The following is a 17,602-nucleotide window of genomic DNA, read 5'->3' on the forward strand; positions in this document are numbered from 1 at the left end:
ATCGAACCGACGCGGCGCACGGTCGTCACGGTCGAACCGACGCCCTCCGCGGTCGTCGCGCTCCGGACGGCGCTGACCGCCGTCACGCGGCTCCCAGTTCGGACGCGCCGGACGCTCCCCCTGCGCTGCGCGCCCGCGACGCTCTTCGGCGTCCCAGCGCTGCTTCTGCCGGGGCTGCGACGGGTCAGCGGCACGGAAGCCGCGGTGCTTGCTGCTGCGAGCAGCGGGGGTGCCGTTCGGGTGACGGACACGATCGGAGGCACGGTTGTCCGCGCCGCCCTTGTTGTACGGGGCCATGGCTACTTTCTCGGGGTGCAGACGTCCGCAGCGCCCGGCAGCGACATCGGCGGGGGCTGTATGCGGAGAGGGGGTTCTTCCCGTCGCGGATCGACGTGAATCCAGCCCTCGAGCAACACACACCCAAACGAGATCCCGTGATCGCAACGTCACGGCGTCGAAGGCCGACCGAGCGAGTCTACGTGATCGCACCGCACCTGACCAGCCCGGCGACGGGCGTGTGCTGCGTACCGGAGGCGTGCCGCGCCTCCTGGGCCACCCTCCGTCAGGACTCGGCGAGCCGCCGACGCTGCTCGGCCACGTCGAAGTCGGCGGCGGGCCAGGTGAGCTGCATGTCCTCGAGGGTCCGGAGCAGGAGCTGCTGGACGGCGAGGCGGGCATACCACTTGCGGTTCGCCGGGACCACGTACCACGGAGCGCGCGCGGTCGAGGTGCGGTCGAACACGGTCTGGTAGGCGGCCTGGTAGTCGTCCCAACGCATCCGCTCGTCGATGTCGGCGGGGTTGAACTTCCAGTGCTTGTCGGGCCGGTCCAGGCGGTCGCCGAGGCGTTCGCGCTGCTCGTCCTTCGAGATGTGCAGCATGACCTTCACGATGCTCGTGCCCGACTCGACGAGGCGGTCCTCGAAGTCGACGATCGCCCCGTAGCGTCGGTCGATCTCGTCCGGGGGTGCGAGGGCGCGGACCTTCTGGATGAGGACGTCCTCGTAGTGCGACCGGTCGAACACCCCGAGCTGACCGGCGTGCGGCAGCTGCCGTTCGACCCGCCAGAGGAAGTCGTGCTCGCGCTCCTCGGCCGTGGGCGCCTTGAAGCCCGCGTAGTGGACGCCGTTCGGCTCCACCGCGCCGACGACGTGGGAGACGATGCCGCCCTTCCCCGCGGTGTCCATCGCCTGCAGCACGAGGAGCACCCGTCGGCGGTCGCCCGCGGTGGACGCCGCCCACAGTCGCTCCTGCAGGGCGGAGAGGCGGGAGGAACCGGCGGCGAGCGCCTCGAGCCCGTCGATCTTCCGGCCCGGGAACCCCGGCGTGCCGTCCGGATCGACGCGGTCGAGGCGGAAGCCGTCCTCGACGCGGAGCAGCGGTTCGGGGTCGGCGTTCCAGGCCTTGCGACGGCTCACGGGTCCTCCTGCGGGTCGACTCTCATCCTGGCACCGACCACTGCGCTTCGTCCGTCGGGCGGACGTGCTCGCCGGGCGGGCGGGTTAGCGTGGACCCGATGAGGTCAGGCCGTCGCTCGCTGCTCGCGCTCGTCGCCGCGGTGCTGGCGATCGGGGCGGTGGCCTCGTGCAGCGCCGACCCGGTGGGCGACGAGAACCGGACGGTGACCGCTGACCCGGTGATCTACCCGCTGTCGCTCCGGTACCACGGCATCGACGTCGTCGCGGACGTGCCGTACGGGTCGGACGACCTGCAGCGCCTCGACGTGTGCCTCCCCGCGGACAGCGCGCCGGACACGACGGCCACGCCGACCCCGACGCCGGCACCGTCGGCCAGCGTCCCGTCGGCGAGCGCCCCGTCGGGCAGCGGCTCCGGTCGGCCCGCGGTGCTGATGATCCACGGCGGCAGCTGGTCCCACGGCGACAAGGCGACGGCCGCGTACCGGTCCGTGTGCAAGTACCTGGCGTCCGAGGGCTTCGTGACGTTCAACGTCGACTACCGGCTCGCGCCGACCGACCCGTTCCCCGCGGGCCTCGACGACGTCCGTCGGGCGCTCGACTGGGTCTTCCGGTCGACGACGCTCTCGACCTACGACGTCGACAGCGGTCGGGTCGGGGTCTTCGGCGGGAGCGCCGGGGGGAACCTCGCCGCGATGCTCGCCGTCACCGACCACGACTCGGCGGCGTCCGCACGCGGCGACCGGATCCGGGCGGTCGTGGACCTCAGCGGCCCCACGGACCTCACGAGCCGCTCCACCGAGGCCGACGGCGTCTCCGCGTCGTTCCAGCGGAAGCAGCTCCTGTACCTCGGGTGCCGGTCGTACACGGACTGTCCGGCGGCCCGGCGGGCGTCGCCGGAGTACCACGTCACCGCGGACACGGCACCGTTCTTCATCGGGCACTCCACCGACGAGTTCATCCCCCTGTGGGAATCGCAGGAGTTCGCGACGACGCTCCGGGAGCACGACGTGCCGGTGACGTTCGTCGCGGTCGAGGGCACGGCACACTCCATCGCGCAGCTGGACGAGGCGATGAGCAGGCGCGTGGCGTCGTTCCTGCGGCAGCACCTCGGCTGAGGGCCGACGCGGTCGGCCGCGCCTCGTCGCACGCGCACGCCCGGGTGCCACGCGCAGTCGGCCGCGCCTCGTCGCGCCTGCCCGGCCGGGTCCCACGCGCGGTCGTCGGCACCGCGCCACGTGCCCCGGCCGGGTGGCACCCGGAGTCGGGACTGCTGCGGAGCGCCGCGGCACCGCAGACTTCCTGGGTGACCGACACCTCCGCGCGCCCCGCACCCGCCGACACCGCCCGGTGGGAGGGACGCTCCACGCTGCGGACCGTCGCCGAGCTGCTGCTCGGGCTGTCGTTCACCGTCGCCGTCGCGTTCGGCGGGTACGCGGCGTCGACCGGCCGGATGGTCGTGGTGTCGCAAGCCGCGGGGATCGTGTTCGTCATCACGCTGACGTGCGTGCTCGTGTCGTGGTTCCGGACGGTCGAGCGCGCGGACACCACCGCCACCGCTCGCACCGCGGACCCGATCGCGAGCATCGACGCTGAGTACCGCCGCTAGTCCGCCGTCGACTCCTCCGAGGAGCGGCGGCCGGCGCGACGTTCGGCACGGCGTTCCCGGGCGCCTTCCACCAGGGCGTAGAGCGACGGCAGGACGACGAGGGTCAGCAGCGTCGACGACACCAGGCCGCCGATCACGACGAGCGCGAGCGGTTGGGAGATGAACCCGGACCGTCCGGTGAGTCCGACGGCCATCGGCAGGAGCGCGAAGATCGTCGCGAGCGCGGTCATCAGGATCGGGCGGAGTCGCCGGGTGGCACCCTCGACCAGTGCGTCCCGCACCCGCAGGCCCCGCCGTCGGTACTGGTTCACGAGGTCGATGAGCACGATCGCGTTCGTGACGACGATGCCGACGAGCATGAGCAGCCCGATCAGTGACGCCACCCCGAGCGGGATCCCCGTGACGATCTGGAGCAGCAGCGCCCCGGTCGCGGCGAACGGCACCGACACGAGCAGCAGCAACGGTTGGAGGAGACTGCGGAACGTCGCCACCATGACCACGTAGACGATGAGGATCGCGACGAGCATCGCGAGCAGGAGCTGACCGAAGGCCGACGACTGGCTCGACGCGACGCCGCCGATCTCCGCGGAGGCACCCCGGGGCAGTTGCAGCCCGTCGACGGCCGCGGTCACGTTCTGCACGGCGGCCCCGAGGTTGGTCGAGTCCGGCGTGACCGTGATGGTCGCCGTCCGCACGGCGTTCGAGGTCGTGATCGTCGTGGGGCCCTCCGCCTGCTCGACCGTCGCCAGGTCGGACAGCGGCACCGCCCCCGTCGAGGTCGGGACGGACAGGGCCTTGAGCGCCGCGATCGTGGTCGGCGGGTGCGGATCGGCGATGTACACGTCGAGGGTGGCGTCCTCGATCTCGACGGTCCCGGTGTCCCGGGGCGAGACCGCTGCGGCAACCAGTCCGCCGACCTGGGTCTCGGTCAGGCCGTGCGCCGCCGCGGCCTGACGGTCCACGCGGACGGCCAGGTAGGGCTCGGCGGCGGAGAGGTTGCTCGTGGCGTCGGTGGTCGAGGCCACCGTGCGCATCTCGCGGAGCACCTGCTGCGCAGCGGTGCGCAGCTCGGCCTGGGTCGGTGCGGTGACGTCCACCTCGATGTCGCTGGAGCCACCGAACCCGCCGCCGGCCGTCGAGAGGCTGACGTCGCCGACCCCCGAGAGACGATCGATGCGCTTCCGCGCGGTCGACTGGATCGCCGTCTGGTCCTCGTTCGCGTCGGTCGTCACGTTGTACTGCACGGAGGCCGTCGCACCGCCGCCGAACGCCGCCTGGACCGACTGTCCACTGGTCCCGATGGTGGTCTGCACCGTGTCCACACCGTCGACACCGCGGAGTACCCGCTCGACCTTCCGTGCGGTGTCGGACTGCACGTCGAGGCTCGTCCCGGGGGCGGGGTCCTGCGTCACCGTGAAGGTGTTCTGGCCGGAGTCGCCGAGGTAGTTCGTCTTGACGAACGGCACGGCCGCCGCGGTCCCGCCGAGCACGAGGACCGCGAGCACCACGACGAGGGCCGGTCGTCCGATCGCCCAGCGCAGGACGGGCTGGTAGGCACGCCGGAGCCGGTCCGGAGCGCCGGCGTCGTGCAGGTCCGCGGCCGAGTCGAGTGAGCCGTCGCCCGGCGCCACGGCCGCCGTGCCGGTGGCCGTCGCAGCGCCGGCTCCGACTCCGGCACTCGCACCGGCACCCGCGCCGGAAGCGGCAGCGGCACCGGCACCGGCACCGGTCCGGTCTGTTCGCGGCGTCCGCAGGAACCAGTACGCCAACACCGGCACGATCGTCAGCGACACGAGCAGCGACGCCACGAGCGCCATGGTCACGGTGAGTGCGAACGGCCGGAAGAGCTCACCGACGAGTTCGGCGACGAACGCCACCGGCAGGAACACCGCGACGGTCGTCAGGGTCGAGGCCGTCACCGCGCCGGCGACCTCGCGCACGGCGTCGAGCACCGCGCGGGTGCGGTCCACCCCGGGCCGGAGGTGACGCTTGATGTTCTCGATGACCACGATCGAGTCGTCGACGACGCGGCCGATCGCGATCGTCAGCGCCGCGAGCGTGATGACGTTCAACGTGTAGCCGGTGGCGCGCATGCCGATCGCGGCGAGGAGCACCGACGTCGGGATCGAGATCGCCGTCACGATCGTCGACCGGACCGAGAGCAGGAAGATCAGGATGACGACCACCGCGAACCCGAGGCCCAGCAGGCCCTCCTCGGCGAGGGAGTCGATGGACTGCTGGATGTAGGGCGCCTGGTCGAACACCACCGTGAACCGCGGGTCCCCGGGGACCTTCGACTCGATCCCGGGCAGTGCGTCCCGGACGGTCCGGGAGACGTCGACCGTGTTCGCCTCCTGCGTCTTCGTGATCGCGATCGTCAGCGCGGTCTTGCCGTCCACACGGCTGATCGAGGTGCGCGGCGATTCCTCGATCCGCACGGTCGCGACGTCGCCGAGCCGGGTCGGACTGGAGGCACTGCTCGTGCCCGCCCCGCCGGCTGCGGTGGGGCCGGTGGTCGCGCCGACAGCGGTGCTCGCGCCGGTCCCGCCGGCCGCGGGGGTCGCACCCGTCCCGGGAGTGCCCGACGACGACGAGGACGACGAGGACGAAGAAGACGAGGAAGTCGAGGACGACGAGGATGCCGTCAACGGCAGCCCACGGATGTCGTCGAGCGACGCGATCCGCTCCCCCGTCTGTACCGACAGCGTCTTGCCGTCCTGCGTGATCGTCCCGCCGGGCACCAGCGTGCCGTTGTCGTCGAGGGCGTCGGCGATGGACTGGCTCGTCAGCCCGTGCGACGCCAGCGCGGCCTGGTCCGGCGTGATGACGATGCGCCGGCCGGGGTTGCCGAACACGTCCGCCTGCCGCACCCCGTCGAGCTTCTCGATGTCCGGGACCGCCGTGGCGTTCAACCGGTCGACGAGCTGCTCCTGGTCGCCGGACGCCGTCACGGCGAGCTGCAGGACCGGGATGTCGTCGAACGACCCCGTGACGATCTGGGTCTGCACCGTGTCCGGCAGCGAGAGGGCGTTCACGGCGGTCTGGATCTTGTCCTCGGCGCTCGCGAGGTTCGAGCCGTAGTCGAACGAGGCGGAGACGACGCTCTGGCCGGTCGACGAGGTCGCGCTCGTCGACTCGAGGTTCGGCACCACCTGGATGGCCTGTTCGATCTTCGTCGAGACGTCGTTCGAGACGACCTCCGGCGTGGCTCCCGGGTAGGCGCTGACGATCGCGACCTGGGGGAACTGGACGCTCGGGATGAGCTCCTGCTTGAGGCTCGTCAGCGCGATGCCGCCGAACACCGCGACGACGACGGTGACGAGCGCGATGAGCGCCCGGTTGCGGAGGCTGAAGACCGAGAGGAGGTGCACGCCGTCGATCCTTGCAGGGCCGGCCCGGGCGCGTTCAGCCGCCGAGCAGGAGGAACGCCCCGAGCACGCCCACGGTGCCCAGGACGCCGGTCCCGAGCGCGACGACCCGGCCGACCGGGGTCCGTGCGGTGGCGACGGCCGTGACGAGCACGGCGATGCCCACCGCGATCTCGACGACCCACGCGACCGGGCCGGTGGTGTCGGCGACCTGCAGGAGGGCGCGGATGCCCTCCCCGACGAGCACGGCGGCCGTCGCGCCGAGGGCCGCGCCACGCCAGCGGACGTCCGGGGAACGGACGGCGACCGCGACGGCACCGGCGAGCACCCCGGCGGGGATCCCCATCAGGACCCAGAAGTTCGTGATCGAGAGCACGTCCGGGTACCCGCGGAGGTTCGTCGTCGCCCAGTAGCCCACGTGCATGAGCTCGAGCAGGACCACCCCGAGGACCATCGCGGCCGCCAGGGTCGGGCGACCGAGCCGCACGCCGGCGACCATGCACAGCACGACCGCGACCGCGAACCAGGGCCCGGCCGAGTTCGAGACGGTCGACAGCCCCGGCAGCGCCTGGCCGAACGAGGTGAGGACGCCGGCGAGCAACGCACCGGTGAGCGCCATCGAGATCCGGGCCGCGGGCGGCACCGACCGCGACGGGCCGGCTCCGTGCGGAGGTGCGGGAGCGGGGCTCGCGGGCCGTCCGGCGTTCATGGTCGTCTCCATGGCACCAGCTTCGGCGCGGGACGCAGGCCGGCGCATCACTCCCCGGAGCCAGATCCCCGCTCCGGCGTCACTCCCGAGGATGACCCGTCACACCACCGCGGCCAGCGAGCCCCGGACTCCCGCTGAGTCGCCGCTGATCCGCGCCCACGACCGTTCGAGCACGTCGACCAGCCGTACCCGGTCCGCCGGCGGCATCGTGAACGGCACGCGCAGGAACCGCTCGAAGCCGCCGTCCGGGCCGAACACCCCGCCGGACGCCAGCACGACGCCGTCCCTCCGGGCGGCGAGCACGAGCGCGCTCGACACCGGCCGCCCGAGCCCGACCCACGTCGTCAACCCGCCCGCCGGCGACGGGACGTCCCATTCCGGGAGCCGCGCGCGCAACGCGCCCACCACGTCGTCGCGAGCCTCGCGGAGGTACGCGCGCCGCGCCTCCAGGACCGCCTCCGTGCGCGGCACGAGCTCCCGCGCGACCAACTGGTCGAGGACGGGCGTGCCGAGGTCGCCCGTGGGACGGGCCAGCAGCAGCCGCTGCAGCAGGTCGGGCGCCGCGCGGATCCACCCGATGCGGAGGCCGCCCCAGAACACCTTCGCGGCGGACCCGATCATGACGACCGGTTCCCCGCCCTCGGACGCGGCGAGGGGTGCCGAGGCCGTTCCCTCGATCCGGAGTTCCCCCATGGTCTCGTCCGCGATCACGGTCGTGCCGGTCGACGCCGCCACCGACAGCAGGCGCTCCCGCGTCGCCCCCGACATCGTCGCGCCGGTCGGGTTGTGCAGCTCCGGCATGACGTACGCCACGGCCGGTGTTGTCCGACGCAGGGTGGTCTCGAGCGCCGTCGCGTCCCATCCGGTGCGGGCGTCCACGGGGACGCCGACGAGGCGTCCGCCTGCCTCGCGGAAGGCTTCGTGGGCGTGCGGGTAGGTCGGCGACTCGACGAGCACCGCGTCGCCGCGTCGGACGAGCACCCGGGCGAGCAGGGCGATCGCGTGCTGCGCCCCGAGGGTCACGATGACCTGCGACGCGTCGGTCGGCAGTCCCCGTTCGGTGTACCGGGCGGCGATGGCGGCGCGCAGTCCGGGGTCGCCGACGGTGTCGTACCCGATGCCGGCGAGCGCCGCGGGCACGTGGCGCACCGCCCGCTCCACGGCCTCGGCGACGCCCGGCGCCGAGTGCATCGCCGCCTTCCTGAGGTCGAGGAGCTCGTGGTCGACGACGCCGCCGAGTCGTTCCGGGTCCGGCCGCCCGATGAGGCCGGCCGGGAGGCGCACGACGCTGCCGGATCCGCGGACGGACACGAGGAAGCCGTCCGACCGGAGGCGGGCGTAGGCGTTCGCGACCGTGGTGCGCGAGACCCCGAGTGCCGTCGCGAGACCGCGCTCGGCCGGCAGCCGCACGCCCTGCGGGACGCGGCCGTCGATGACGAGCACCCGGAGTGCGTCGGACAGCGCCTCGTAGGCGGGGACGTCCGTCCCCGCGCGCCAGTCGGTGAGGAGGAGGGCGGCGGAGCGCGCGCTGAGCAGGACCGGGGGCACGGGACCACGCTACCGCGATTGGCTCTCGACGGGCAGTCCAATCTCCCAGACGATCGACGCATGCCCCGCTCCGCCTCGATCACCCTCCGTTTCGTCCAACTGTTCGTCGGGCTGTTCCTCTACGGAGCGTCCACCGCGCTGCAGGTCCGCGCGGTCGTCGGGGTGAGCTCGTGGACGGTGCTGACCGAGGGCCTCGAGCACGTGGTGCCGTGGTCGTTCGGCGTCATCACCGTGGTGTCGAGCGGGGTGATCCTGCTCTTCTGGATCCCGCTCCGCCAGAAGCCCGGGATCGGCACCCTGCTCAACGCCCTGGCGATCGGCCCCTCGGCCGACCTGGTGCTGTGGCTCGTGCCGAGCCCGTCGGGCATCGTCGCGCGGGTCCTGCTCTTCGTCGCGGGGTTGCTGCTGCTCGCGGTCGCCACCGCGTTCTACATCGGCGCGGGGTTCGGCACCGGTGCGCGGGACGGCCTGATGGTGGGCCTGCACGAGCGACTCGGGTGGCCGGTGTGGCTGGCTCGGACCACCATCGAGGTGTCGGTGGTCCTCGTCGGCTGGCTCCTCGGTGGCGACGTGGGAGCGGGCACGGTGATCGCCGCGTTCGCGATCGGTCCGATGGTGCAGCCGCTCATGCCGGTGTTCCGTCGCTTCCCGTGGAGCCCGGAACGGACCCGGGCCTCCGCTGCCGCCCTGGAGGCGCGCACCGCCTCTGCCTCGGAACTCGCCTGAACCCCCTTGCGCGCGTCCGACTCGCGATATAACGTGTCCGCCAAAGACGCGATACATCGCGAGTTCGAGGAGGCAACATGGCCCAGGAGAAGTGGCTCGTCGACGAGCCGAAGGTCATCGACACCGGCATCGTCCGACGCCTGCGCGTCGGACTCGCCGGCGGACAGGTCGACGTCGTCGCACACGACGAACCGACCGCCCGCGTCGAGGTGCACAGCGTGTCCGGCAAGCCGTTGAAGATCGAGGTCGACGGCGACACGCTCACCGTCGACCACCCGCAGGTCCGGTGGGACGACCCCATCGGGTTCCTCAAGTCCTTCCGCGGCAAGGCCCAGGCCGACGTCAGCGTGCTGGTCCCCCGCGACGCGGTCGTCACCGTCGGCGTCGTGTCCGCCGGTGCGCTGCTGTCGGGCACCAACCGCGGAGCCACGCTCAACACCGTCTCGGGCGACGTGGTCGTCGACGAGGTCGCCGGCGACCTCACCGTCAACGCGGTGTCCGGCACCACCACGATCCGCGAACTCGACGGTGCCCTCACGGTGCACACCGTCTCCGGCGACGTCGTCGCGACCGGCGCGATCCCCCGGTTCACCGCGGACGGCGTCTCGGCCGACGTCGTGCTCGACCTGCACGGCACACCGGACACGGCGCGCGTCAACACGGTGTCCGGCTCGGTCAGCGTCCGACTCGAGGACGGCGTCCCCTACCGCTGCACCGTGAGCACGGCCTCCGGCAAGCTGCAGTTCGACGACTCGGAGATCCGCGGCGTCCGCGGCTCGTACGTCAAGCAGGGCGGTGAGCTCTCCGGCCAGTGGCTCGACCTCCGCGTGAACTCGGTGTCCGGCGACATCGCGGTCCTCCATGCCGCACCCACCACGGAGTCCGGGGCCTGGAGCAGCACGCCCGCACCGGAGCCCACCGCGACCACGGACGGCGAGGTGGCCGAATGAGCCCCGTCTTCGCCCACGGCCACCTGCGCCTCTACCTGCTCGTCCTGCTCGCCGACCACCCGATGCACGGCTACGAGGTGATCCAGGCACTCGGCGACCGCTTCGGAGGCACGTACGTCCCGAGCGCCGGCACCGTGTACCCGCGGCTCGCGAAGCTCGAGGAAGAGGGACTCGTCACGAAGTCCGCCGACGGCCGGAAGACCGTCTACGCGATCACGCCCGCCGGCCGCGCCGAGCTCGACGCCCGTGCGGACGAGATCGCTGCGGTGGAGAACGGCGTGAACGACTCGGTGAAGTCCCTCGCCGACGGCGTCCGTGCCTCGGTGGGAGCGGCCATGCGGTCCCTCCGTGCCGACCTCGCCGCGAGCGCTCAGGCTCCCCGGGGTCAGACCGCGGACGAGCCGGTGGACGTCCCGTCGGAGGGGGCCCGCGCGCTCCGCGACGTCGAGATGGCGCTGTCGTCGTTCCGGCAGCAGGTCCGCGCGGACCTCCGCCGTCGGGCGACCCGCGGCACGCTCACCGGCGACACCGTCACACGCCTGCGCGACGGCCTGGAGGCGCTGCGCAAGTCCCTCTGAGACCGTCGGCCGACTCGTGGTGGCGAGCCGCGCCTCCCGGCTGGTGCTCCGGAACCAGGTTCCGCAGACGGGCACGGGAGGCGCGGTGCGGCTCGACCGCGCCGCTAGAGCCCGCGGTCGGCGAGCGCGTGCATCGCGCCCCGGAGCGCCTGCTCGGCACCGGCGCCGGCCCACTCGTAGGCGTGCGTGAACCGCTCGTCCTGCACGTACATGTCGGCGAGCGTGCGGAACCGCTCGGCGGTCAACTCGGCCGGGGGCGTGGCCTGCGCCAACCAGTCGAACTGCCGCCTCGCGAGCGCGAGCGCCGCGCGTGAGGTCGGCCCGTCACCGGAGGCGGCGAGCGCGGCGGCGTCCCGGGCGATGGCGCGCTGTTCGGCCTGGAACGCCTCCTTCGCGGCGGGGTCCTTCGACGCCCACCAGCGGGTACCGCGGTCCCAGGCCTCGGGACCCCACCGTTCCTCGACCTCCTGCTTGAACCGTGTCTGGTCGAACCCGTCGAACGTGTCGGTGGTGTTCATGTCCTCTCCCTGCTGGATCCTCGTGATGGTGGTGCGGACGGCGGCGAGCTGCCGCGCGAGCCGGTCGCGTTCGCGTTCGAGCCACGCGACGTGGGCGGTGAGGGCGGCGACGTCGTCCTGCTCCCCGTCGAGCACGGCACGGATCTCGGACAGCCCGAGCCCGAGTCCCCGGAGGAGCAGGATCCGCTGCAGCCGGACGAGCGAGCGGTCGTCGTACCGCCGGAGCCCGCCCTGCCCGATCGCCGTCGCGGGCAGCAGCCCGATGGCGTCGTAGTGCCGCAGCGTGCGACTCGAGACGCCCGCGGAACGCGCCACGTCGGCGATGCCGTGCGGCGCTTTCGCAGCTGCGTCGCCGCTGTCTGTCGAATCCCTCATGCCCACGACCGTAGTGGTTGACGCTGCGTCAACCACAAGGGTGTCGTGGGTGCTTGTTCACCTCCGGTTCGCCCGAGGGGGAATACGGCGACGACGACCCGTGTTGACTCCCGCCCGGAAATGAGTAGGTTTGCCGCTCGTGACGAACGAGATCCGGTCGTTGAAAGCGCGACTGATCGGGGATCCCCTCCCCTCCGAGAAGCTCGAAGGGCAGCTCCTCCCGAAGCACCTGGCACTGCCCATCTTCGCGAGTGACCCGCTGTCCTCCGTGGCGTACGCGCCGCAGGAGCTCCTCATGATCCTGCTGCTCGGCGGGATGGCGTTCCTGACGTTCGCTCCGTGGGTCGCGGCACTCGTCGTGCTGCTGCTCGTCGTCGTCGTCGCGTCCTACCGACAGCTCATCAAGGCGTACCCGTCCGGCGGTGGCGACTACGAGGTCGCGCACCGGAACCTCGGCGAGAAGGCCGGGCTGGTCGTCGCGTCGGCCCTGCTCGTCGACTACGTCATGACCGTCGCCGTGTCGGTGGCGTCGGGCGTGGACAACATCATCTCGGCGCTCCCCGTCCTCAACGAGTTCCGGGTCGAACTCGCGCTGCTGTTCGTCGTGCTCCTGGCGGCGGCGAACCTCCGCGGGGTCCGCGAGTCGAGCAAGGCCTTCGCGGTCCCGACCTACCTCTTCGTCGCGAGCGTCTTCGTCATGGTGGTCACGGGGCTGTTCCGCGCCGCGATCGGTCACGCGCCCGTGGCCGAGTCCGCCGCCTACACCGTCCAGAACGTCGAGCACACCACGCAGGCCGCGTTCATCCTCCTGCTGCTCCGCGCGTTCGCGTCCGGGTGCTCCGCGCTGACCGGTGTCGAGGCGATCGCGAACGGCGTGCAGGCGTTCCGCCGACCGAAGATCAAGAACGCGCAGATGACCCTCGTGTTCATGGGGTCGATCGCCATCGTGCTGTTCGTCGGCCTCATCACGCTCGCGCTCATCTCCCGCGTGCACTACGCCGAGAGCGCGTGCGACCTGCAGGGCTTCGCGCAGTGCGCCACGACGCCGCAGCGCTCCCTCATCGCCCAGATCGCCGCCGCGACGTTCGGCAACGACTCGATCCTCTTCTTCGTGATCCAGGCCACCACGGCGGCGGTGCTGCTCCTCGCCGCGAACACGGCGTTCAACGGCTTCCCGCTGCTCGGCTCGATCCTGGCGCGCGACTCGTACGCCCCGAAGGCGCTGTCGACCCGCGGAGACCGGCTCATCTACTCGAACGGCGTGATCGTCCTCGCCCTCGTCGCGGCGGCGCTGCTCATCGTGTACCGGGCGAACGTCACGAGCCTCATCCAGCTCTACATCATCGGTGTGTTCGTGTCGTTCACCCTCGGCCAGACCGGGATGGTCCTGCACTGGACCCGGCTGCTCCGTGCCGACCGGGCCGGCACCGCCGAGGAACCCGTCAACCGCGGACAGGTGGTGCGCTCCCGACTCATCAACGCCACCGGCGCGACCTTCACGTTCGTGGTCCTCGTGATCGTCACGATCACGAAGTTCACGCACGGCGCCTGGCTCGTGTTCGTCATCATGCCGGTGCTGTTCGTGCTCATGCTCGGCGTCAACCGGTACTACCGGGACGTCTCGCACGAGATCGAGGCCGACGAGGAGACCCAGTTCGGCGCGACCGGCGACCACGCCATCGTGCTCGTGAACAAGCTGCAGAAGCCGGTGCTCAAGGCGCTCGACTACGCGATCGCGGCCAAGCACGCCAGCTTCGAGGCGGTGCACGTCGCGATCGACGACGCCGAGGCCGTACGGCTGCAGGAGCAGTGGACGGCACACGGCATCGAGGTGCCACTCACGATCGTGCCGAGCCCGTACCGCGACATCTCGATGCCGCTCATCAAGTACATCAAGGCGCACCGGATGGAACACGGCTCCGAGGTCGTCACGGTGTACACGCCCGTGTTCGTCGTCGGGCACTGGTGGGAGACCCTCCTCCACAACCACCGCGGCCGTCGCATCCGGAAGAAGCTGCTGCTCGTGCACGGCGTCACGGTCGCCCTCGTGCCGTGGCTGCTGGACTCCTCCGAGCTGCTCTACGGCCGCCGTTCGCGCCCGTTGCCCGGCCAGGAGCGACGCGGCGAGCCCATCCGTCCGGCGCTCCGGCGGTCACCCCAGGGCGTGTTCCACCACGACGCCGAGGACGACCGTCTGCTGCGATCGGCGCAGCGCAACAGCCTGCAGCCCCGCCGGGCCACGCGTCCCGCCGGCCCTGCCGAGGGCGTCGACCCGGCGCAGTGCACCGGCGAGATGGGCGTGCTGGTCCCCGCACCTCCGCGCGGTGACGGACACGCGTCGTAGCATCTGTCGTCATGACGATCTCCGACCTGCGCACCTTCGCGACGTTCGACGGGCACGGCGGCAAGGTCTCCAAGCGCGTCGAGGTGCTCGACCACGAGCCGCCGACGGACGGGCCCTACGAAGGACTCGTCGCCGTCCGGGGTGAGCACCCGCTCGGCGCGATCGACGAGCGCGCCGCCGACGAGTCCGCAGCGCTGGCGCGTGGCGCCGAGAGCATCGGCTGGGTCGACCCCGCCACGCTGCGGGACTGGTACCGGCCGGACCGCGTGGTCGTCTCCCGTCTCGAGGCTCGCCGGTCGGGGCTGGAGCCGGGCACCTACGCCGACTCGCGTGGGCGCGGGCGCGTACGGGTCGACAGCCTGGAGGCGCGGCTCGGCCCCGACGGTCGCCCCGCCTTCCGCGCGCTGGCCGGCTCGGCCGAGGACCCGGTCGTGGACGTGCCGCTCCCGGCCGACCAAGCCGTCCGGCTCGTGGCCGTGCGCGCCGTCGACGCCGGACTGGAGATCGTGACCACGCCGGTGTCGCCCTTCCTGTCGCCGGGTCGGTACCCGGTCTTCGCCGACGACGTCGTGGGGCTGCCCCCGCGCCCGAGCACCGGGTGGGTGCAGGTGACCGCGGCGGTGCTGCTCGACGGAGCACTGCACGAGGTCGAACGGATCGACGAGCAGGCCGCGACGGTCTGGATCCGCCGCGAGGAGCGGTCGGTGCCCATCGCGGTGAGCTCGGTCGGGCCCGATCTCGTCCGCTACACGGCCGTCCCGGTCTGAGCGCTGCCGTCGGGACCCATGGTCCGGGGGACGCTCCGGTGGATGTCCGCGTCGGGGGTGCGGCGTAGCGTCCGGGACATGAGTGACGTGAACCCGACGAACGAGCCGACCGACCAGCCCGAGACCCTCGGCGGCGCACGCCCCGAGACCCTCGGCGGCGCACGCCCCGACCCCTCGACGGACGCCAGCAAGGACCCCGAGCAGTGGGTGACCGGTGACGAGCCGATGACCGGGCCGCAGCGCAGCTACCTCGACACGCTCGCGCGCGAAGCCGGCGAGGAGCTCCCGGCCGACCTCACGAAGGCCGAGGCGTCCGAACACATCGACCGGTTGCAGCAGAAGACCGGGCGCGGCGCCGACTCCTGACCCCTTGCGCGGGCCCGGGTCTGCGTCCGGTCGGACGCGTGCGCGGGCGCGGGTCCGCGTTTCGGTGGACGCGTCCGCGGCGCGGGTCCGCGTTTCGGTGGACCCGTGCCTGGGCATGTTCTGGTGATGTCCGGACAGTCGCCCGGTAGTCCCCCGGTCGAGGGGCACCGGTGACACGTCACCGTCTACCGTCGTCCGCATGCGAACGACATCGACCTCCATCGGCCTGACCGTGCTCCGCATCGTCCTCGGCGTGGTGTTCATCGCCCACGGCGCGCAGAAGTTCGCGCAGGGGATCCCGAACGTGGCCGAGGGGTTCTCCGGGATGGGCGTCCCGCTCGCCGAGGTCGCCGCCCCGCTCGTCGCCGGGCTCGAACTCGTCGGCGGTGTCCTCCTCGTGCTCGGGGTCGCGACACGGGTCGTGGGTGTGCTGTTGGCGGCCGACATGGTGGTCGCCGGGCTCCTCGCACACGGGTCCGCGGGCTTCTTCGCACAGGACGGCGGGTTCGAGTACGTGCTCGTGCTCGCGGTGGCGTCGCTCGCGGTGGCGTTGACCGGGGCCGGGCGGTTCTCCGTCGACGCCGCGGTGCTGCGGGCGTCCCGTCGGCGTCGCGGCGCCGAGGAGCCGCTGCCCGCCTGAACGACCGTCAGCGGGCCGCGAGGGTGTCCATCACCGCTCGGGCGATGCGACGCCCGGCCCGGTTCGCCCCGATCGTGGACGCCTGCGGCCCGTACCCGGCGAGGAACAGGCGTGGCTCGTCGACCGACCGGCCGTCCTCCACGACGATCCCGCCGGCCGAGGTCCGCAGGTGCAACGGAGCGAGGTGCCGGAGGTCGGCCCGGAACCCCGTGGCCCAGATCACGGCGTCCGCGTGCACGTGCTCGCCGTCGGCCGTGACCACACCCGTCTCGTCGAGCCGGACGAACATGGGGGACTCCCGGAGCACGCCACGGTCGAGGCCGGCACGGATCCGCCGCGAGATCGGTACCCCCGTGCCGCTGACGATGCTCGGGAGGGTCTCGCCGCCCCGCGCCGCACGGTCCTGCTCGTCCACCGCCGCGACCGCCGACTCGAGGTCGAGCGACGCCGAACCGGACCAGACCACCGGGCGCCGAGTGAACCAGCGGGTCCTTGCGGCGACCCCGTCGAGCTCGAGGAGGAACCCGATCGCGCTCGTGCCGCCGCCGACGACGACCACGTCCTGACCGGCGAACTCCGCGGCGCTCCGGTACTCCGTCGTGTCGATCTGCCGACCCCGGAAGCGGTCCCGGCCCGGGTACCAGGGCACGAACGGCGTGCCCCACGTCCCGGAGGCGTTCACCACGACCTCGGCGTCGATCCGACCGACACGGCCGCCGGGGGAACGCGTCGTGACACGGAGGCCGCCGTCATCGCCGGTGCGGGAGACGGACGTCACCGCGACGGGGCGCCGGACGCGCAGGTCGTAGTGCTGCTCGAACCGCCGGTAGTACTCCCCCACCACGTCACGCGCCGGGCGTGCGCGGTCCGCGTCGTCGAAGCGGAGGCCCATCGCGTTCATGCCGGGCAGGTCGTGCACACGGTGCGCCGCGCCGAGACGGAGGGCTTCCCACCGGAACTGCCACGCGCCTCCCGTGCTCGGTGCGCGGTCGAGGAGGACCAGGTCGCTGCCCGACGACAGGCCGAGCCGGCGCAGGTGGTAGGCGACGGAGAGCCCCGCTTGTCCCGCGCCGATCACCACGACGGCGGCGTGCTGGTCGGCCGGGGCGTGGGCGTCGTCTGTCATCACTTCGATTCTGCTGTGCGCGGGGCCGTCGCGGCGACGTCCAGATCGGGGTACATGGTAGAGTGATCGGCAGATTTCAAACCACGAACCGTTCGGTTCCCCGGGTGACTCCTCTCCCGCCAGGACCGGACCAGAGCCGATCACGAGGGGGTCACGCATGGGGCGCGGCCGTCAGAAGGCAAAGCACACCAAGGTCGCCCGGGAGCTGAAGTACTTCAGCCCGGAGACGAACTACGGTGCGCTCGAGCGCGAGCTCTCCGCCGGGCAACACTCGGACGAGAACTCCTACGTCGACCGCTGGGCAGACCAATACGGTGATGACCAGTACGACGAGGACGACGAGCTCGAGACCCAACAGGACCAGAACAAGTCCGCCTGACCCGGCTCATCGTCGACGCCGCGCACCCGTTCGGGGAGCGCGGCGTTTCGTCGTGCGCGGGGCTGGCGCGGGGTGCGGCGTCGTCCGGGTGGGGCGGCCGCACCGACTCAGAACGGCACCCCCGCTGTCGCACGACGTCGACATCGTCGCCCGCACGCGCGCGCAACGAACGACATCACCGCTGT

16 protein-coding genes and 1 pseudogene are annotated in these 17,602 nt (G+C 72.2%); 10 read left to right on the forward strand and 7 right to left on the reverse strand.

From position 1 onward, the window contains the following. Window positions 1–297: pseudogene (locus ACTJKO_RS15140) on the reverse strand (DEAD/DEAH box helicase); the annotation flags it as partial. A 265-nt stretch (window positions 298–562) separates the two neighbouring features. Beyond that, entirely contained in the window at window positions 563–1,417 is an 855-nt protein-coding gene (locus ACTJKO_RS15145) for a PPK2 family polyphosphate kinase (protein ID WP_440689972.1), read from the reverse strand. 98 nt (window positions 1,418–1,515) lie between these two features. On the opposite strand from ACTJKO_RS15145, the gene ACTJKO_RS15150 reads away from it, so the two are divergent. Both ACTJKO_RS15150 and ACTJKO_RS15155 read left to right on the forward strand, forming a co-directional pair. Continuing rightward, window positions 1,516–2,532, forward strand: a complete 1,017-nt coding sequence (locus ACTJKO_RS15150) for an alpha/beta hydrolase (protein ID WP_440689973.1) — start codon at window positions 1,516–1,518, stop codon at window positions 2,530–2,532. A gap of 188 nt (window positions 2,533–2,720) precedes the next feature. Beyond that, the gene (locus tag ACTJKO_RS15155; protein ID WP_440689974.1) at window positions 2,721–3,023 is read left to right on the forward strand and encodes a hypothetical protein; all 303 of its coding nucleotides are present in this window, start codon (window positions 2,721–2,723) and stop codon (window positions 3,021–3,023) included. On the opposite strand, the gene ACTJKO_RS15160 is transcribed toward ACTJKO_RS15155, so the two are convergent. The 3 genes from ACTJKO_RS15160 to yczR form a co-directional block, all read right to left on the reverse strand. Continuing rightward, the gene (locus ACTJKO_RS15160) at window positions 3,020–6,394 is read right to left on the reverse strand and encodes an efflux RND transporter permease subunit (protein ID WP_440689975.1); all 3,375 of its coding nucleotides are present in this window, start codon (window positions 6,392–6,394) and stop codon (window positions 3,020–3,022) included. The two genes, ACTJKO_RS15155 and ACTJKO_RS15160, sit on opposite strands and share 4 nt — an antisense overlap. 34 nt (window positions 6,395–6,428) lie before the next feature. Beyond that, window positions 6,429–7,112 (reverse strand): DUF6518 family protein, encoded by a 684-nt coding sequence (locus tag ACTJKO_RS15165; RefSeq protein WP_440689976.1) that lies wholly within the window; start codon window positions 7,110–7,112, stop codon window positions 6,429–6,431. 87 nt (window positions 7,113–7,199) lie between these two features. After that, window positions 7,200–8,648, reverse strand: coding sequence for a MocR-like transcription factor YczR (yczR, locus tag ACTJKO_RS15170; protein WP_440689977.1), 1,449 nt, complete (start codon window positions 8,646–8,648; stop codon window positions 7,200–7,202). 60 nt (window positions 8,649–8,708) lie between these two features. Between yczR and yczE the strand changes: the two genes are divergently transcribed. The 3 genes from yczE (at window position 8,709) to ACTJKO_RS15185 (ending at window position 10,902) form a co-directional block, all read left to right on the forward strand. Continuing rightward, on the forward strand, window positions 8,709–9,374 hold the full coding sequence (yczE, locus tag ACTJKO_RS15175) for a membrane protein YczE (RefSeq protein ID WP_440689978.1): 666 nt from the start codon (window positions 8,709–8,711) through the stop codon (window positions 9,372–9,374). A gap of 77 nt (window positions 9,375–9,451) precedes the next feature. Then, window positions 9,452–10,324 (forward strand): DUF4097 family beta strand repeat-containing protein, encoded by an 873-nt coding sequence (locus ACTJKO_RS15180; RefSeq protein WP_440689979.1) that lies wholly within the window; start codon window positions 9,452–9,454, stop codon window positions 10,322–10,324. Then, complete coding sequence (locus ACTJKO_RS15185; protein WP_440689980.1) at window positions 10,321–10,902, forward strand: PadR family transcriptional regulator; 582 nt, start codon at window positions 10,321–10,323, stop codon at window positions 10,900–10,902. Before ACTJKO_RS15180 ends, ACTJKO_RS15185 begins: the two co-directional genes overlap by 4 nt. 104 nt (window positions 10,903–11,006) lie before the next feature. Here the strand turns inward: ACTJKO_RS15185 and ACTJKO_RS15190 are convergent, their stop codons facing one another. Further along, entirely contained in the window at window positions 11,007–11,795 is a 789-nt protein-coding gene (locus tag ACTJKO_RS15190; protein ID WP_440689981.1) for a MerR family transcriptional regulator, read from the reverse strand. Window positions 11,796–11,925: 130 nt separating this feature from the next. Between ACTJKO_RS15190 and ACTJKO_RS15195 the strand changes: the two genes are divergently transcribed. The 4 genes from ACTJKO_RS15195 to ACTJKO_RS15210 all read left to right on the forward strand — a co-directional run bounded on the left by ACTJKO_RS15195 (window position 11,926) and on the right by ACTJKO_RS15210 (window position 15,912). After that, window positions 11,926–14,139: an APC family permease gene (locus tag ACTJKO_RS15195; protein WP_440689982.1), complete on the forward strand. Its 2,214-nt coding sequence runs from the start codon at window positions 11,926–11,928 to the stop codon at window positions 14,137–14,139. A gap of 11 nt (window positions 14,140–14,150) precedes the next feature. Continuing rightward, the gene (locus tag ACTJKO_RS15200) at window positions 14,151–14,906 is read left to right on the forward strand and encodes a hypothetical protein (RefSeq protein ID WP_440689983.1); all 756 of its coding nucleotides are present in this window, start codon (window positions 14,151–14,153) and stop codon (window positions 14,904–14,906) included. A gap of 78 nt (window positions 14,907–14,984) precedes the next feature. Then, entirely contained in the window at window positions 14,985–15,272 is a 288-nt protein-coding gene (locus ACTJKO_RS15205) for a DUF3072 domain-containing protein (RefSeq protein ID WP_440689984.1), read from the forward strand. Window positions 15,273–15,471: 199 nt separating this feature from the next. Beyond that, window positions 15,472–15,912, forward strand: coding sequence for a DoxX family protein (locus tag ACTJKO_RS15210; protein ID WP_440689985.1), 441 nt, complete (start codon window positions 15,472–15,474; stop codon window positions 15,910–15,912). Between the two features lie 7 nt (window positions 15,913–15,919). Here the strand turns inward: ACTJKO_RS15210 and ACTJKO_RS15215 are convergent, their stop codons facing one another. Continuing rightward, window positions 15,920–17,038 carry an NAD(P)-binding domain-containing protein gene (locus ACTJKO_RS15215; protein WP_440689986.1) on the reverse strand — a complete coding sequence of 373 codons (1,119 nt, stop codon included), beginning with the start codon at window positions 17,036–17,038 and terminating at the stop codon, window positions 15,920–15,922. A 157-nt stretch (window positions 17,039–17,195) separates the two neighbouring features. Between ACTJKO_RS15215 and ACTJKO_RS15220 the strand changes: the two genes are divergently transcribed. Next, window positions 17,196–17,417 (forward strand): DUF3073 domain-containing protein, encoded by a 222-nt coding sequence (locus tag ACTJKO_RS15220; RefSeq protein WP_440689987.1) that lies wholly within the window; start codon window positions 17,196–17,198, stop codon window positions 17,415–17,417. The last annotated feature ends 185 nt before the right edge of the window (window positions 17,418–17,602 follow it).

Source organism: Curtobacterium sp. 22159 (assembly GCF_052045775.1).
Lineage (GTDB): Bacteria > Actinomycetota > Actinomycetes > Actinomycetales > Microbacteriaceae > Curtobacterium.

Excerpts from the sequence above, each read along its gene's own strand:
- ACTJKO_RS15150 (WP_440689973.1), top strand. The coding sequence starts at position 1,516 with ATGAGGTCAGGCCGTCGCTCGCTGCTCGCGCTCGTCGCCGCGGTGCTG.
- ACTJKO_RS15165 (WP_440689976.1), bottom strand. The coding sequence starts at position 7,112 with ATGGAGACGACCATGAACGCCGGACGGCCCGCGAGCCCCGCTCCCGCA.
- yczE (WP_440689978.1), top strand. The coding sequence starts at position 8,709 with ATGCCCCGCTCCGCCTCGATCACCCTCCGTTTCGTCCAACTGTTCGTC.
- ACTJKO_RS15180 (WP_440689979.1), top strand. The coding sequence starts at position 9,452 with ATGGCCCAGGAGAAGTGGCTCGTCGACGAGCCGAAGGTCATCGACACC.
- ACTJKO_RS15185 (WP_440689980.1), top strand. The coding sequence starts at position 10,321 with ATGAGCCCCGTCTTCGCCCACGGCCACCTGCGCCTCTACCTGCTCGTC.
- ACTJKO_RS15190 (WP_440689981.1), bottom strand. The coding sequence starts at position 11,795 with ATGAGGGATTCGACAGACAGCGGCGACGCAGCTGCGAAAGCGCCGCAC.
- ACTJKO_RS15200 (WP_440689983.1), top strand. The coding sequence starts at position 14,151 with ATGACGATCTCCGACCTGCGCACCTTCGCGACGTTCGACGGGCACGGC.
- ACTJKO_RS15205 (WP_440689984.1), top strand. The coding sequence starts at position 14,985 with ATGAGTGACGTGAACCCGACGAACGAGCCGACCGACCAGCCCGAGACC.
- ACTJKO_RS15210 (WP_440689985.1), top strand. The coding sequence starts at position 15,472 with ATGCGAACGACATCGACCTCCATCGGCCTGACCGTGCTCCGCATCGTC.
- ACTJKO_RS15215 (WP_440689986.1), bottom strand. The coding sequence starts at position 17,038 with ATGACAGACGACGCCCACGCCCCGGCCGACCAGCACGCCGCCGTCGTG.
- ACTJKO_RS15220 (WP_440689987.1), top strand. The coding sequence starts at position 17,196 with ATGGGGCGCGGCCGTCAGAAGGCAAAGCACACCAAGGTCGCCCGGGAG.